This is a genomic window from Methylocystis sp., from assembly GCF_046349115.1.
Taxonomy (GTDB): Bacteria; Pseudomonadota; Alphaproteobacteria; order Rhizobiales; family Beijerinckiaceae; genus Methylocystis.
Genome location: NZ_JAXMCX010000003.1, coordinates 389,417 through 404,839 on the forward strand (window position 1 = coordinate 389,417; position 15,423 = coordinate 404,839).

General features: G+C 62.8%; 17 protein-coding genes. 14 read left to right on the plus strand and 3 right to left on the minus strand.

Annotated elements, in window-relative coordinates:
* Positions 1-54: 54 nt before the first annotated feature.
* The 9 genes from U1E20_RS11290 to xth all read left to right on the plus strand — a co-directional run bounded on the left by U1E20_RS11290 (position 55) and on the right by xth (position 7,841).
* Complete coding sequence (locus tag U1E20_RS11290; RefSeq protein ID WP_409980697.1) at positions 55-1,338, plus strand: NAD(P)/FAD-dependent oxidoreductase; 1,284 nt, start codon at positions 55-57, stop codon at positions 1,336-1,338.
* Positions 1,339-1,373: 35 nt separating this feature from the next.
* Positions 1,374-1,532, plus strand: a complete 159-nt coding sequence (cydP, locus tag U1E20_RS11295) for a cytochrome oxidase putative small subunit CydP (protein WP_409980698.1) — start codon at positions 1,374-1,376, stop codon at positions 1,530-1,532.
* Between the two features lie 15 nt (positions 1,533-1,547).
* The gene (locus U1E20_RS11300; RefSeq protein WP_409980699.1) at positions 1,548-3,122 is read left to right on the plus strand and encodes a cytochrome ubiquinol oxidase subunit I; all 1,575 of its coding nucleotides are present in this window, start codon (positions 1,548-1,550) and stop codon (positions 3,120-3,122) included.
* Positions 3,123-3,135: 13 nt separating this feature from the next.
* Positions 3,136-4,281: a cytochrome d ubiquinol oxidase subunit II gene (gene cydB, locus U1E20_RS11305; RefSeq protein ID WP_409980700.1), complete on the plus strand. Its 1,146-nt coding sequence runs from the start codon at positions 3,136-3,138 to the stop codon at positions 4,279-4,281.
* A gap of 17 nt (positions 4,282-4,298) precedes the next feature.
* On the plus strand, positions 4,299-4,403 hold the full coding sequence (gene cydX, locus U1E20_RS11310) for a cytochrome bd-I oxidase subunit CydX (protein WP_409980701.1): 105 nt from the start codon (positions 4,299-4,301) through the stop codon (positions 4,401-4,403).
* Positions 4,404-4,489: 86 nt separating this feature from the next.
* Positions 4,490-4,675 carry a DUF2892 domain-containing protein gene (locus tag U1E20_RS11315; protein WP_409980702.1) on the plus strand — a complete coding sequence of 62 codons (186 nt, stop codon included), beginning with the start codon at positions 4,490-4,492 and terminating at the stop codon, positions 4,673-4,675.
* 109 nt (positions 4,676-4,784) lie between these two features.
* The gene (locus U1E20_RS11320) at positions 4,785-6,401 is read left to right on the plus strand and encodes a sulfite exporter TauE/SafE family protein (protein ID WP_409980703.1); all 1,617 of its coding nucleotides are present in this window, start codon (positions 4,785-4,787) and stop codon (positions 6,399-6,401) included.
* Between the two features lie 67 nt (positions 6,402-6,468).
* Positions 6,469-7,029 (plus strand): cytochrome c, encoded by a 561-nt coding sequence (locus U1E20_RS11325; RefSeq protein ID WP_409980704.1) that lies wholly within the window; start codon positions 6,469-6,471, stop codon positions 7,027-7,029.
* Between the two features lie 26 nt (positions 7,030-7,055).
* The gene (gene xth / locus U1E20_RS11330) at positions 7,056-7,841 is read left to right on the plus strand and encodes an exodeoxyribonuclease III (protein ID WP_409980705.1); all 786 of its coding nucleotides are present in this window, start codon (positions 7,056-7,058) and stop codon (positions 7,839-7,841) included.
* On the opposite strand, the gene U1E20_RS11335 is transcribed toward xth, so the two are convergent.
* Complete coding sequence (locus U1E20_RS11335; protein ID WP_409980706.1) at positions 7,820-8,608, minus strand: sulfite exporter TauE/SafE family protein; 789 nt, start codon at positions 8,606-8,608, stop codon at positions 7,820-7,822. The two genes, xth and U1E20_RS11335, sit on opposite strands and share 22 nt — an antisense overlap.
* Positions 8,609-8,753: 145 nt before the next feature.
* Here U1E20_RS11335 and U1E20_RS11340 point away from each other — a divergent pair, with 145 nt between their 5' ends.
* Positions 8,754-9,641: an MBL fold metallo-hydrolase gene (locus tag U1E20_RS11340; protein ID WP_409980820.1), complete on the plus strand. Its 888-nt coding sequence runs from the start codon at positions 8,754-8,756 to the stop codon at positions 9,639-9,641.
* Between the two features lie 6 nt (positions 9,642-9,647).
* Here the strand turns inward: U1E20_RS11340 and U1E20_RS11345 are convergent, their stop codons facing one another.
* On the minus strand, positions 9,648-10,535 hold the full coding sequence (locus U1E20_RS11345; RefSeq protein ID WP_409980707.1) for a tetratricopeptide repeat protein: 888 nt from the start codon (positions 10,533-10,535) through the stop codon (positions 9,648-9,650).
* 408 nt (positions 10,536-10,943) lie between these two features.
* Between U1E20_RS11345 and U1E20_RS11350 the strand changes: the two genes are divergently transcribed.
* The 4 genes from U1E20_RS11350 to U1E20_RS11365 all read left to right on the plus strand — a co-directional run bounded on the left by U1E20_RS11350 (position 10,944) and on the right by U1E20_RS11365 (position 14,514).
* Positions 10,944-11,321 (plus strand): c-type cytochrome, encoded by a 378-nt coding sequence (locus U1E20_RS11350; protein ID WP_409980708.1) that lies wholly within the window; start codon positions 10,944-10,946, stop codon positions 11,319-11,321.
* Between the two features lie 46 nt (positions 11,322-11,367).
* A complete protein-coding gene (gene queE / locus U1E20_RS11355; protein WP_409980709.1) occupies positions 11,368-12,000 on the plus strand; it encodes a 7-carboxy-7-deazaguanine synthase in 633 nt (210 codons plus the stop codon).
* A gap of 3 nt (positions 12,001-12,003) precedes the next feature.
* Positions 12,004-12,378: a 6-pyruvoyl trahydropterin synthase family protein gene (locus U1E20_RS11360; protein ID WP_409980710.1), complete on the plus strand. Its 375-nt coding sequence runs from the start codon at positions 12,004-12,006 to the stop codon at positions 12,376-12,378.
* Between the two features lie 174 nt (positions 12,379-12,552).
* Entirely contained in the window at positions 12,553-14,514 is a 1,962-nt protein-coding gene (locus tag U1E20_RS11365; protein WP_409980711.1) for an acyl CoA:acetate/3-ketoacid CoA transferase, read from the plus strand.
* A 59-nt stretch (positions 14,515-14,573) separates the two neighbouring features.
* Here U1E20_RS11365 and U1E20_RS11370 read toward each other — a convergent pair whose 3' ends face one another.
* Positions 14,574-15,098 (minus strand): hypothetical protein, encoded by a 525-nt coding sequence (locus tag U1E20_RS11370; RefSeq protein ID WP_409980712.1) that lies wholly within the window; start codon positions 15,096-15,098, stop codon positions 14,574-14,576.
* Between the last annotated feature and the right edge of the window lie 325 nt (positions 15,099-15,423).

Sequence of the window (15,423 nt, forward strand, 5' to 3'; positions counted from 1 at the left end):
GGCGTTTGCCGTCAGCACGATAAATCAGGCGCGCAAAGCGCGGGGGAGGATTGAATGGCGCATATCGTGATCATGGGCGCAGGGATCGGCGGCGTCGCCGCCGCCATCGAAGTTCGCGAGGGGCTTGGCAAGCAGCATCAGGTCACGGTCGTCTCGAACCTCGAGAATTTCCAGTTCACGCCGTCCAATCCCTGGCTGGCCGTGCAATGGCGCAAGCCAGACGAGATCAAGGTGCCGCTCGCGCCAGTGTTCAAGCGCAAGAAAATTGGCTTCATTCCTGTCGGCGCCAAGCGCGTTCTGCCCGACGAAAATCGTCTCGAACTGGAGAATGGCGAGAGCGTCTCCTACGACTATCTCGTGATCGCAACGGGACCGAAGCTCGCCTTCGAAGAATTGCCCGGGCTTGGACCGCACGGCGGACACACGCATTCGATCTGCACCTTGCAGCACGCCGAGCTCGCATCGAAAGCCTATGAGGAATTCTGTAAGGATCCGGGGCCGATCATCATCGGCGCGGCGCCCGGCGTCTCCTGCTTCGGCCCGGCGTATGAATTCGCCATGATCCTCTCGACCGACCTGCGTCGACGCGGCATCAGGCACAAGGTGCCGATGACTTATGTCACGTCCGAGCCCTATATCGGTCATCTCGGGCTCGGCGGCGTCGGCGACACCAAGGGGATGCTCGAATCGGCGTTCCGCGATCGCGACATCAAATGGATCGTCAACGCCAAGACGACGGCGATCGAACCCGGCCTTCTCAAATGCGCCGAACTTGATGAGAACGGACAGGTCAAGAAAGAACATGACGTGCCGTTCAAATTCGCCATGGTGATGCCGGCGTTCAAAGGCGTCGACGCGCTGATGGGAATCGAGGGACTGGTCAATCCGCGCGGTTTCGTCATCATCGACAAGAACCAGCGCAATCCGAAGTATCCGAATGTTTTCGGCGTAGGCGTCTGCGTCGCGATCCCGCCCGTCGAGGCGACCCCGGTGCCGACCGGCACGCCGAAAACCGGCTATATGATCGAATCGATGGTGACGGCGACGGCGCATAATATCGTGGCGCTGATCGCAGGACGCGAAGCGAGGGAAGAAGGCACCTGGAATGCGGTTTGCCTGGCGGATTTTGGCGACAAGGGCGTCGCCTTTGTCGCAAAGCCGCAAATTCCGCCGCGTAACGTCAATTGGTCGAGCGAGGGGCGATGGGTGCATCTCGCCAAGGTCGCCTATGAAAAATATTTCCTTCGCAAGGTCCGCAAGGGACAGAGCGAACCTGTATACGAGCGTTACATCATGAAGCTGCTCGGTATCGAACGCCTGCGTCGCGCCCTTTCGTGAGGGCGCCAGCGGCGAGGCAACACTGGGATGACGCAATGCGGACACGGCCGCTCGCGCGCGACATCGCGATCGCGCTCGCTTTCAAATTGATGGCGCTTATTGCGCTCTATGTCGCATTTTTCGGTCCCGCACATCGCATTAAAGTGACGCCGGCTCAGATGGCGGAAACGCTCTCGGCCGCTACGCCGCGCTGACATCTGGAGCTCAACATGTTCGAACTCGACGTCGTCACCCTCTCGCGCCTGCAATTCGCGCTGACGGCGATGTATCACTTCCTGTTCGTGCCGCTGACGCTCGGCCTCGCCCTGCTGCTCGCCATCATGGAGAGCGTCTATGTGATGACCGGGCGAAAAGTCTGGCGCGACGCGACGCAATTCTGGGGCACGCTGTTCGGAATCAACTTCGCGATGGGCGTCGCCACCGGCGTCACCATGGAATTCCAGTTCGGCACCAATTGGGCCTATTACTCCCATTATGTCGGCGATATTTTCGGCGCGCCGCTCGCCATCGAAGGGTTGATGGCCTTCTTCCTCGAAGCGACCTTCGTCGGCCTGTTCTTCTTTGGCTGGAATCGCTTGAGCAAGGTGCAGCATCTCATCGTCACCTGGCTCGTGGCGCTTGGCGCCAATTTCTCGGCGCTGTGGATTCTCGTCGCCAACGCCTGGATGGAGAACCCGGTCGGCGCCGCCTTCAATCCGCAGACGATGCGCATGGAGCTGACATCCTTCACGGAGGTGTTGTTCAATCCCGTCGCGCAGTCGAAATTCGTGCATACGGTCAGCGCCGGCTATGTCACCGGCGCGATGTTCGTCATGTCGATCGGCGCCTATTACATGCTGAATCGTCGCCATGTCGACATCGCCCGCCGCTCGCTCACTGTCGCCGCGAGCTTCGGCCTCGCTTCGGCGCTTTCGGTCGTCGTGCTCGGCGATGAGAGCGGCTATACGGCGGGCGAAAACCAGAAAATGAAAATCGCCGCGATCGAGGCGATGTGGGAGACCGAGCCGCCGCCGGCGTCTTTCACCCTCTTCGGCGTTCCCGATCTCAAGGATGAGACGACGAATTATGAAATCAAAATTCCCTATGTGTTGGGACTGATTGCAACGCGTTCGCTCGACACGCCCGTTGAAGGCGTCAAGGCGCTCGTCGAGCGCGCGCAGACGCGCATCGAGAACGGCATGGCCGCCTATCAATGGCTCGCTAAAGAGGGCGGCCGTCCCAACGCCGCCGTTCCGCCGGAACTCGAAGCCTCGATGCGCGACGTCGGCCATTCGCTGCTCCTCAAGCGCTTTCGTCCCGATATCGAGAATGCGACCGACGCGCAGATTCACGAAGCGGCGCTGTCGACGATTCCCAACGTGCCGGCGCTGTTCTGGTCGTTCCGCATCATGGTGGCGCTGGGCTTCTATTTCATCGCGCTATTTGCCGTCGCCTTCTATCTGTCGAGCCGGCGACGCTGCGGAAAGCCCTGGTTCCTGCGTCTGACGATGTATAGCCTGCCGCTGCCCTGGATCGCCGCGGAACTCGGCTGGATCGTCTCCGAATACGGCCGGCAGCCATGGATCATCGACGGCACGATGCCGACGTTTCTCGGCGTCTCCAATGTCCCGGCGTCGAATGTCGCGGCGAGCCTCGCGGCCTTCGTGCTCTTTTACAGCGCACTCGCCATCGTCGATGTCGCGCTCATCGTCAAATATGTCCGCATCGGCCCGCATTCGGAGCCAGAACCTCTAACCTCCGGCGCGCCCGTGCTTCCCGCGCCGGCGCCGGCGCAAACCCGATAGAAAGGCGAAAGCGATGTTCGACTATATGACGCTCCGCCTCATCTGGTGGGCGCTGCTCGGCGTGTTGCTCGTGGGCTTCGCCATCCTCGACGGCTTCGATATCGGGGTCGCCATGCTGCATCCTTTCGTCGCCCGCAACGACACGCAGCGGCGGGTGACGCTGAATACGATCGGACCGGTCTGGGAAGGCAATCAGGTTTGGTTCATCCTCGGCGGTGGCGCGGTTTTCGCCGCCTGGCCGCCGCTCTATGCGGTGTCCTTCTCCGGCTTCTATCTTGCGATGCTGTTGGTGCTGATCGGCCTCATTCTGCGGCCGGTGGCGATCACCTTTCGCGACAAAAGACCGAGCAGCGGATGGCGCGAGACCTGGGACTGGCTGTTCTTCGTTTCCGGCCTCGTGCCCGCGCTGATCTTCGGCGTCGCCTTCGGCAATCTTCTCGAGGGCGTCCCCTTTCATTTCGATCAGGCGCTTCGCGCAACTTATGAAGGCGGCCTCCTCGGCCTGCTCAATCCGTTCGCTTTGCTCTGCGGCCTCGTCAGCGTGGCGATGCTGACGATGCAGGGCGCGGCCTGGCTCAGCGTGAAGAGCGAGAGCGATGGCGAGGTCGCCGCCCGCGCCCGCCGATTTGGCGCGCTCGCGGCGATCCTGCTTGTGCTGCTGATTTCCGTCGCGGGACTATGGACCCTGCTCGGCGTCGAAGGCTATCGCATCGCCGGTGCGATCGACCACGCGGGGCCCTCCAATCCGCTGGCGAAAACGGTGACACGCGAGGCCGGCGCCTGGTTCGACAATTATCGCGCTTTTCCCTGGATGATCGCCGCGCCTGTCGCCGCTTATGCCGGCGCGTTGATCGCGGCGCTGGCCCTCGCCTTCGCGGCGAAAAGGATCGCGCTTCTCTTCAGCAGTCTTTCGGTCGCGGGCGTCGCGACGATGGCGGGCTTCAGCATGTTTCCCTTCCTGTTGCCGTCGTCGTCTCATCCGAGCCAGAGCCTCACCGTATGGGACGCTTCCTCCAGCAAAGCGACGCTCTCTCTCATGCTCCTGGCGGTGATCGTCTTTCTGCCGATCGTTCTCGCCTATACGAGCTGGGTCTATTACGTGCTGCGCGGCGCCGTCAGCGAAGCGGCGATCCGTCGCGGCGACGATTACTATTATTGAGCGGGAGGCGGCGAAGCATGTGGTATTTTTCCTGGATATTGGGACTGGGGCTCGCCTGCGCCTTCGCGATTCTCAACGCCATGTGGCTCGAGCTCGACGACGACGACAGGCAAAAGAAATAGACGGCCGCGCGCTAAGCGACTTAGTCGCTGAGAGAGTCCACGCCAAGCGATAGGCTTGCACGGCCGCCTCAATCAGGGAGACAGTCATGCAAGCCAATATCGGAAAGGCCGATCGGATCATCCGCATCGTCGCCGGCCTCTTGTTGCTCAGCCTCGTCTTTATTGGTCCGCAAACGCTGTGGGGGCTCGTCGGGCTCATCCCGCTCGCGACCGCCTTCATCAATTTCTGCCCCGCCTATAAGCTCATCGGCGTGGACACGCTCGGCAAATAACTCCGCAAATCGTTCGCTCGCGCCTAGGCCACGGCGCGCGCCAACGAAATTATCGGGCCGACGCCCAAGCGCGTCGACCGCAATTCAGCGCTGCGCGGCGAAGCGATACATGAACGAGACGTCGATCACCTTTCACGCCCGCGGCATGCATTGCCATGGCTGCGAGCATGTCATCGAAGCCGCGCTCAGAAAACTCGCGGGCGTGCGCAGCGTCACGGCCAGCTATCCGACCGAGACCGTGGTCGTCGACTACGACGCCGACGCCACGGATTTCGCCGCGATCCGCGACCGGGTAGAAAGGAATGGCTATCGCGTCGTTCTGACCGAGGAGGCGCGGCGCCGGCGATCGCCGCTCGCAAGACTGTCGATTGTCGTCGCGGCGCTTGCCGCGCTCGCCGCGCTTATTCTCTTCGACACGCATTGGATCAGCGCCGAGGGCGAACCCGACATCGCCCAGCATATGAGTCTCGGCCTGCTGTTTCTCTTAGGGCTGCTGACCGGGTTTCACTGCATCGGCATGTGTGGCGGCTTCGTCGTGAGTTACGCGACGTCCGACGCGCGCGCTGCGCGCGCGTCTTTCCTCTCGCATCTCGCTTACGGCGCGGGAAAGACATTGTCCTACACGACGATTGGCGCCGCCTTCGGCTGGCTCGGCGCCTTCGTCGCGTTCACGCCGACGCTGCGCGGCATTGCGGGCGTCGCCGCCGGCGCGTTTCTGATCATCTTCGGGCTCAATATGCTGGGCCTGTTCGCGCCGCTGCGCCGCTTTCGGCTCGGCCTGCCAAGGCCGCTCCAGGATTGGGTGAACCGCGAAGCGGATGGACGTCATCGGCCCTTCGTCATCGGCCTTCTCAACGGGCTGATGATCGCCTGCGGGCCGTTGCAGGCGATGTATGTGATGGCGGCGGGAACCGGCAGCCCGGTCGAAGGCGCGAAAACGCTGTTCGTCTTCGGCCTTGGGACCTTGCCGGTGATGCTCGCCTTCGGCGCGCTGACCACGGTGCTGTCAGGCGCCGTGACCCATCGTCTGCTGACGGCTTCCGGCGTAATCGTCGTCGCGCTCGGCGCGGTGATGATCAACCGCGGATTGATCCTCACCGGCTCCGGCGCCGATCTCGCTTCGATGATCGCGAATTGGCGGCGGCCCGCGCCTGCCGAATCTGCCCCTCCCTTGCAGGAGGCGCCCGACGCGCCGAAGACGCAGATGATCGAAATGGAGGCCAACGGACTTGGCTATAAGCCCAATCGCTTTACGCTGCTGCGCGGCGTCCCGGTCAAATGGGCGATCACTGCGACGGAAGTGACGAGCTGCAACAGTCACATCCTGGTTCCCTCCCTCAAACTCGAAATCAAACTTATGCCGGGGCGCCAGACGATCGAATTCACGCCCGAGAAGACCGGCGTCATTCCCTGGAGCTGTTGGATGGGCATGTTGCATGGCGAGTTCGTCGTGATCGACGCGCCGTCGCCGATGGCGTCTCAGGAACATGAACCGGTCGCCTCGGAGGCTGCGATCACGCCCGCCTCGGCGCAAAACCCGCCAGAGGCGGCCGCTGCGCCGCAGACCTATGCCGTGCGCCGCGGCGACACGCTGCGCTCCGTCGCAAAGCGGCTCTACGGCGATGAAAGCCGCTGGCGCGACATCGCCGCCGTCAATCCTTCGCTTGATCCCAGGAAGCTGCGCATCGGACGAAGCATCAATCTTCCCGGCTGCGCGCCGCCGTGACGATTCGTCTCGTGCGTCACGGCGCCCGGCGCGATACGCTCTCTAACATCCTATGAAGGGGGAGGCCATGATCAGGAAAGTTCTCTTTGCCGCGGCCTGCGGAGTTTCGCTCTTCGCCGTCGCCGCGATCGCCGGCGACGACGAGCATAGCGAGCATATGAAGCACATGGACATGAAACATATGGACATGGACCATATGAAAATGTCGCCGAAGATGAACGATGCGCGCCAGGAGGTCGATTTTCCGTCGCCGATGCGGGCGCATATGCTTTCCCATATGCGCGGACACGCGGAAGCCATCGCCGAAATTCTCGCGGCGCTCGCCAAGGGCGACGGCGCGGCGGCGGCGAAGATCGCCGACGCGCGGCTCAGCATGGCGTCCCCTGGCGCCGCCGCGTGCAAGCCGAACGCCAAGAGCGGCGAACTCGGCGAAATGCCGGCGATGATGGCGTCGCACATGCCAGACGACATGCGCGCGCTCGGTCTGACGATGCATGAGCAGGCGAGCAAATTCGCGCAGGAGGCGGCCAAGATCGGCCCCGGCGGCGACATGCGTCCAGCGCTTGCCGAATTGTCGCAAGTCGTGCAAGCCTGCAACGCCTGCCACGCCGCCTATCGCCTCGACTAGCGCGCGTGCAGCGCTAGGAGTCGACTGTGCGCGTCGCGACGTGGAACGTCAATTCGGTCAGGCAGCGTCTGACGCCGCTTCTCGCCTTTTTGCGCGATACGGCGCCTGACGTTCTCTGCCTGCAGGAAACGAAATGCGAGGATCACGCCTTTCCCCGGCTCGAAATCGAGGACGCCGGCTATAATGTCGCCATCCACGGACAGAAGGGATTCAACGGCGTCGCGCTGCTGTCGAAATCGCCGCTTCAGGACGTGATTCTCGGTCTGCCCGGTTTCGACGGCGAAGCCCAGTCGCGCTACATCGAAGCGGTCGTCGAAGACGGCGCCGGCGGCGTGATGCGCATCGCCTCGATCTATGCGCCGAACGGCAATCCGCCGGACACGCAAAAATATACGTACAAGCTCGCCTTCATGGAGTCGCTGGCGCGCCACGCCGAGGCGCTGCTGCGGCTTGAGGAGCCGACGGTTCTCGCCGGCGACTACAATGTCATTCCGCAAGCCCGCGACGTCTATGAGGCCTCAGCGTGGCTTGGCGACGCGCTGTTTCTGCCGCAGACCCGCGCCGCCTATCAGCGCCTGCTCAATCTCGGCTATGCCGACGCGCTTCGCGCCACTTCGGATGAAGGCGGTTTGTATACATTTTGGGACTATCAGGCCGGCGCCTGGCAGAAGAACAAGGGGCTGCGCATCGATCACCTGCTGCTTTCGCCGCGCGCCGCGGATCGGCTCTCTGGGGTAGAGATCGTCAAATCGATGCGCGCCGGCGAGAAGCCCTCCGATCACGTCGCGATCTACGCCGAATTCGCCGCATAATCGGATATGCCAAGGGCGGCGCCGCTACGCCAGAGCACATAGAACGCCACCGCCAGAATGACCGTCGCGAAGACGGCGTTCAGCGCGCCGCGCATTTTTGACAGGCGTCGCGCCACCACGGCGCCGATCAATCCGCCGACCGCGCCGCCGACCACCAGCGTTCCGGCAAGCTCCCATTCGACGAGATCCGAAAAGGCATAATTCGCCGCGGTCGTCACGGCGAAGGCGGCGACCGCGACGAGCGACGAACCGATGGCGTTGAGAATCGGCATGTCGGAAGCGAACATCAGTCCCGGCACGATCAGGAAGCCGCCGCCGATGCCGAAGAAGCCGGAGAGCGCGCCGGCCGTCAGTCCCGCGCCGACAAGGCGGGGAAAATTTTCGCGATTGAGCCTGACTGCCGGAAATCCCGGCGATCCTCGACGGCGAAGCATCAGATAGGACACGACGATCATCAACAGTGCGAAAAGCGCGAGCAGCCTCTCGCCATTGATGAATTTGCCGAGACTCGATCCGCCGAATGCGCCGGCTATTCCGAAAAGCGCGAAGACCGACGCGCAGCGCCATTTGATCGTTCCCGCGCGCGCATGGTTGGCAAGGCTCATCACCGCGTTGATCGCGACCGCCGCCGCGCTCGAGCCGATCGCGACATGCGGACTGGGAACGCCGACGAAGTAGACAAGCAGCGGCACCGCCAGCACGGAGCCGCCGCCGCCGACCAGGCCGAGCGTAAAACCGACGAATGCGCCGGAGATCAGACCGAGCACGACATCGAGAGGAAGATCGAACAGCGGGCGCTCCTACGCTTGGATAACATTAGAACTTGCTTATTTAGATATATCGCATATATGTGGCCAGGCGCAAGCCCGAAAGAACGGGACGCGCAGGAGCGCTGCAATGAAGGAGAAAGCGATGCCGCAGGCGCCGTCAGTGAAGGGCTTCTTCGACGAGGCAACCAGCACGATCACTTATATCGTCAGCGACCCCGCGACGAAGCGCGCGGCGATCGTCGACCCCGTGCTCGACTATGACCCGGCGAGCGGCGTCGCCGATTCGCATTCGATCGACGCAATTCTCGCCGAGGCGGCGCGCGACGGCTTGACGATCGATTGGGCGCTCGAAACTCATGCGCATGCCGACCATCTTTCCGCCGCGCAGATCGTCAAGGCGGCGACAGGCGCTAAGATCGGCATCGGCGAACATATCGACAAGGTCCAGAAGCTCTTCAAACCGGTTTTCGACGCGCAGGACATAAAGGCCGACGGCGGCTGCTTCGACCGCCGCTTCAAGGACGGCGAGCGATTCAAAATTGGCGAGATCGACTGTGAAGTGATTTACACGCCGGGCCACACCCCGGCCGACATCTCTTACAAGATCGGCGACGCGGTGTTTGTCGGCGATACGCTGTTCATGCCCGACTATGGGACGGCGCGGGCGGATTTCCCTGGCGGCGACGCCCAGGCGCTATATCGGTCGATCCGCCGCATTCTGGAGCTGCCGCCGCAGACGCGGCTCTTCATGTGCCACGACTACAAAGCCCCTGGACGGGATGTTTACGCCTGGGAGACGACGGTCGGCGAAGAACGCGCCAAGAATGTGCAGATCAAGGACGGGGTCAGCGAAGAGGCATTCGTGGCCGACCGACAGAAGCGCGACAAGGAACTTGCCGCGCCCCGGCTGCTCCTGCCTTCAATTCAGGTGAATATTCGGGCCGGCAAGTTTCCGCCGCCGCACGCCGACGGCGGTCGCTTCCTGACCATTCCGGTGAAGCTCAAAGGGGCCGCGGCGCGCGCCGGCTGAATCAGGTCAGTTGCGTTCGCGCAGATAGCCCTCAAGCATCGCGCCGGCAGTTCTGCGGTCGGCTTCGCTCGCGGCGTTCAGCGCTTCGGCGTGCGACTCGACGATCCATTGATCGCGCGATGCGCCGCTCGCCGCGTCGCGCGCCAGGGTAAGATACATCAACCCGCGCGCGCGGTCAGGCTCGCCGCTCGCCTCGCCGGTGAACATCATTCGGCCGAGCATCGCCTGCGCCTGCGGATGTCCCTTGCGCGCCGCGAGCTCCAGCCAGTTCACGCCCTGACGGAGGTTCTTCTTCACGCCGGCGCCTTCGAGATACATGCGGGCCAGATTGTACTGGGCGTCGGCGGCGCCGAAATAGGTCGCCGCATAGCGGAAGAGATCGAAGGCGCGATCGAGATCGGGTTTGATCTTGGCGCCGGGAACCCCGTCGCGCAGATAGACGCCCACGGCGACAAAGGCGCTCGCCGCCATCGATCGTTCGCGCGGATCGGGTTCGTCGTCGGCGTAATGATCGACGATCTGCGAGAAATAGTCATAGGCCTTGGCGTCGTCGCGAACGACTCCGTCGCCTTCCGCGTACATCCGGCCAAGTTTCCATTGCGCCAGCGGCTCGCCGCCCTCGGCGGCATAACGCAGCGCGGCGACAGAGGTCGCCGAATCGCCCGCATGATAGCTTTCCAGCCCCGCCCGCAACGCGGCGCGCGGATCCTTGAACATCGTCAGCGGCTGCGATTGGGCTTTGGCGGTCGCGTGCGTCGAATCGAGGGCGGGGGCTGGCGCGACGAAGGCGGTCAGGAGCACGCCGAGGCTTGCCGCCAACAGGCAGGTCGGCAACGCTCCGCGCGCGCTGAGCCGAGAGGTCGAGATCAGCCCCTTATGAATGTCAGCGACCATAATGTTCCGACTTTCCTCAACCAATAAGACGCCCGACGTCGCAAGGCCGTACGCCAGCCGCCACCGCCGATCAGCGAGAGGGAAAGAAGGAACCCGTCGCCGAAAGCGAAAGCCTTCGGCGCCTGTCTCCGCATCTCGAATGAGCTTGTGACATGAGCACTTTAGCTCAGCCTTTGTGTCTGAAAAGGGGCTGGCGGCGCGTCTGTGCCGCGCGACCCGCTAATCTATTAAACTGTTGCAATCGGATCACACCGCTGTTGCAGAAATGCCGCGCCCGATCTGAGCGGCCCGCGTCGTCCTGACGCAAGGCGAGCCCCGGACGCGGTGATGTTCCGGGACCGCGCCTGTGCTTTGATGCGAGTCGAATCGACTGCTCGCGCTTCCATGGAAACGGCATAAGGAAATCCCATGCAGCTTCGACGCCTGACGCTCGCAACGGCTCTCGCCGGCGGCGCCGCATTCTTCGCAACCTTCGCCCTTGCGGCGGGCGAGGCCCAGCGCGGCGCGACCATCGCCAAGCGCTGGTGCGCCGCATGCCATGTCGTGGCGTCGGATCAGACCAGCGCCTCGGCCGACGCCCCGTCCTTCTTCGACATCGCCAAACGCCGGACGGACAAAAAGAAGCTTGGCGGCTTCCTGATGGACCCGCATCCGCCGATGCCCGACATGCATCTGTCGCGCAAGGAGATCGACGACATCGTCACTTATATTCGCAGTCTCGATCCGCGACCGCAGCCGCCGGCCGAGCCCGACGGCAAGGACAAGGAGCTGCCCAAGAACGGATAGGACCGGTCTCGCTTTACGCCGCTGGGCGTCCGAGTTAGAGCGGGCAATGGCCTATGTCGTCAAGGAAGCCTTCAAAACGCTGCAGGGCGAGGGCGTCAACGCCGGCCGCGCTGCGGTCTTCTGCCGCTTTGCCGGCTGCAATCTGTGGAGCGGGCGCGAGGAGGATCGCGCCGCCGCGCAATGCCAATTTTGCGACACTGACTTCGTCGGCTTCGAAGGCGATGGCGGCGGCAAATTCGCCGACGCCGCGACGCTTGCCAGCCATCTGGCGCATCTTTGGGGCGAGGACCGCGAGCGGCGCTTTACGGTGCTGACCGGCGGCGAGCCGATGCTGCAGATCGACCCGGCCCTGCTCGCGGCGCTGCGCCAGCAAGGGTTCGAAATCGCCATCGAGACCAACGGCACGCTGCCCGTCATTTCGGGCGTCGACTGGATTTGCGTGTCGCCAAAGGCCGGCGCCCCGCTGGCGCAGACGAGGGGCGCGGAGCTGAAGCTCGTCTTCCCTCAGCCGGGGGTCGAGCCCGGCGAATATGAGCGCCTCGACTTCGAGCATTTTCTGCTTCAGCCCATGGACGGGCCGGATGTTTCGCGCAATACGGAGGCGGCGGTCAGCTACTGCCTGGCGCATCCGCGCTGGCGTCTGTCCCTGCAAACCCACAAGGCGATCGGGGTGAAGTGAGACGTGTCGACGTTCGAGGTCTTTCGCGAATTCTATTTCGAGGCGGCGCACGCCCTTTACGACCCCGAGGCGCCGGAGGGCGGCAAATACCGCAATCTCCACGGCCACTCCTTCCGCGTGCGCGTCACCTTGCGCGGCGAACGCACCTTCGAGGAGGAATGGGTGATGGATCTCGGCAAGCTTGGCCGCAGGCTCAATGAGCTGCGCGAATGTCTCGACCATTCCTTTCTCAACGACCTCGAGGGCTTGGGAAAGCCGACGCTCGAAAATCTTTGCGCCTATATCTGGCGCGACCTCGCGCCCGAACTGCCGAGCCTCGCCGAGGTCGGCATCTTTCGCGACAGCTGTTTCGAGGGCTGCGTCTACCGAAGAGACTAACGGTGAATTTCCCGCGCTGCAGCGGGATTGCGCCGCGCTGCGGCGCATCGCCGCTATTGCGCTGGGGCGACGCGGTCTCTACGATTGATCGCTCATTTTGTGCAAGACGCCCGCAGAGGCGGCTAAGACAACATTCCGCACCAAAAGAGTGGGGAGCGAGGGAACCCTGAGGAAATGGCAGACAACAAAGTCATTAGCGCCGACGAGGCGATCGCGCTCATTCGCGACAATGACGTCGTAACCACTACCGGCTTCGTCCAGAGCTGCATCCCCGAAGCCTTGCACGCCGCTTTGGAAAAGCGCTACGTCGAGACCCAGCATCCGCGCGACCTCACGCTGATCATGACCGCCGGCGCCGGCGACTCCAAGGGTCTCGGCACCGGCCGCTTCCATCACGAAGGTCTGCTGCGCCGGGTCATCGCCGCCAATTTCGGCCGCATGCCGAAAGTCGCCCAGGCCGCGCAGGACAATAAAATCTGCGGCTATAATCTCCCGCAGGGCGTCATCTCGCAGCTTTACCGCGCCTGCGCCGCCGGACAGCCGGGACTCTTCTCCAAGGTCGGGCTCTACACTTATGTCGATCCGCGTTTCGGCGGCGGCAAGGTGAATGAGCGCACCAAGGAGGACATGGTCAAATACCATAACATCATGGGCGAGGAGTGGCTGTTCTACATCGCCACCAAAATCGACGTCGCCTTCATTCGCGGCACCTCGGCCGATCCTTCCGGCAATATTTCGATGGAGCGCGAGGCGCTGGTGCTCGACAATCTCGCCCAGGCGATGGCCGCCCATAACAATGGCGGACTGGTGATCGCCCAGGTCGAGCGCATCGTCGAACAGGGGTCGATCAAGCCGAAAGACGTGCATGTGCCGGGCATTCTGGTTTCGGCCGTGGTCATCGCCGATCCGCCGGAAATGCACCGGATGAATTACGGCGTGATCCACAATCCGGCGCTTGCCGGCGAAATCCGCGTGCCGGTCGAGAAATTCGCCAAAATGCCGCTCGACGAGCGCAAAGTCATCGCCCGGCGCGCCAGTTTCGAACTGCCGCCGAACGGCGTCGTCAATCTCGGCGTCGGCGCGCCGGAAGGCATCGCCGCCGTCGCCAATGAAGAAAAGATGACGCCCTATATCACGCTGACCACCGAGGCCGGCGCGATCGGCGGCGTGCTCGCCGCCGGGTCGAGCTTTGGCGCGGCGACCAACGCCGACGCGATCATTCAGCAGAACCAGCAGTTCGACTTCTATGACGGCGGCGGTCTCGACATGACCTGTCTCGGCATGGCCGAATGCGATCTGCAGGGCAATGTCAACACCTCGAAATTCGGCGGGCGCCTCAACGGCTGCGGCGGCTTCATCAATATCAGCCAGAATGCAAGGCTCGTGGTTTACGCCGGCACCTTCACCAATGGCGGCCTGCGCGTCGAAATCGCCGACGGCAAGGTGAATATTCTGCAGGAGGGCAGGAACAAGAAGTTCCTCAACGCCGTCGAGCAGATCACCTTCTCCGGCAAATTCGCGCAAAAGCGCAAGCAGCCGGTCTATTACGTCACCGAACGCTGCGTGTTCAAACTGGTCGACAAGGGTCTCGAACTGATCGAGGTCGCGCCGGGGATCGATATCGACAAGGATATTCTGGCGCATATGGACTTCAAGCCGATCGTCGAACATCCCGAATTGATGGATAAGCGCATCTTCATCGACGAGCCGATGGGGCTGCTCGCTGACCTCATCAATCTCAACATGTCGGATCGCGTCACTTACGACGCCGACCGCAACATCCTGTTCGTCAATCTCGAAGGCTGGCACGCCCGCACCAAGAAAGACATCGATGAACTACGCAAGACGCTGATCGAGGCGTCAGAGAAGGTTGGCAAGCGGGTCAATTCGGTCGTCAATCACGACGGCTGGAAGATCAATGAGGCGCTTTACGACGATTACGCCGAAATGATCGACGTGATGAGCCAGCAATATTATCTGACGACGACCCGCTATGCGACGAGCGCCTTCGCGCGCTTAAAGATGAAGGAAGCGCTCTCCAAGCGCGGTTTGCAGCCGCATGTCTTCGAGCGGCGCGAGGCGGCGGAAACCTTCCTCGAAGTCGTCAGCAAGGAAGAAGAAAAAACGCCGGCTTAAGATCGGCGCTCGGAAGCGGTAATGATGAGCCGGCGTTCGCGCCGGCTCGCCGCGCAAGCTTAAGACCAGCGGTTCGGATCGTCGGCGATCGGTTCGCCTTTCATGGCGCGGCGCAATCCTTTCGCGACGCGGAAAGTCTTCCAGATAAACAGCAGCGGCAGGGTGAAGAGCACGATAAGCAGCGCCCCGACGCCAAATCCTGCCGCTTCGATATTCGGAACGAACATCAGCGAGAACGCCAGGCAAATCGAGACCGCGAAGCCCGCGAACATGATCCAGAATGTCTGGATTGCCGAGTTTGCGTGCGATGCGAAGGGCGAGCCGGCGAGTTCGCCACGCCTCACATAGGCGACGATGGCGCCGATCGCTTCGGCGAGAATAACCGCGATGATCGGACCGAAGATCGCGGAATCGGACGGCGGGTTCTCCGAGGCGCCCCACCAACCGGCGCCCATGCCGACGAGCCAAACGCCGAACGATAGAAGCGACAAGAAGAAAGCGACGGGGCCGAGCAACATCGACGCCCAGACGATAATCGTCCAAGTCTTGGCGCTCGCGCCACTTTCATGCGTCTCGCAGGTCATTCGCCTTCTCCAACATGCGGGGTCGAATTGGTTTCGCTTTCGACCAGACCGCGCGAAGCATAGGGAAAGGCGGCGGCGGCGGCGTTGCGTCGCCGCACAAGCCGGTCGAGCGCCCATGGCCGTCGGGTCGCCGGCGCGAGACGGCGCAGGCGAAGACCGGCAAGTTCGGCAGGAAGAAGATCAGGCGGCGGCGCCGATCGGCCCGCTCCGTCTGCTTAAAATAAATCAGGCCCCGTGGCGCGAAAGCTCACGGGGCCGTTTGCTCCTCAAGCGGAAGCAGGTCTGGATTGTCCAGTCTGGGTTCGGGCGCCCGACGCTTGGCCTT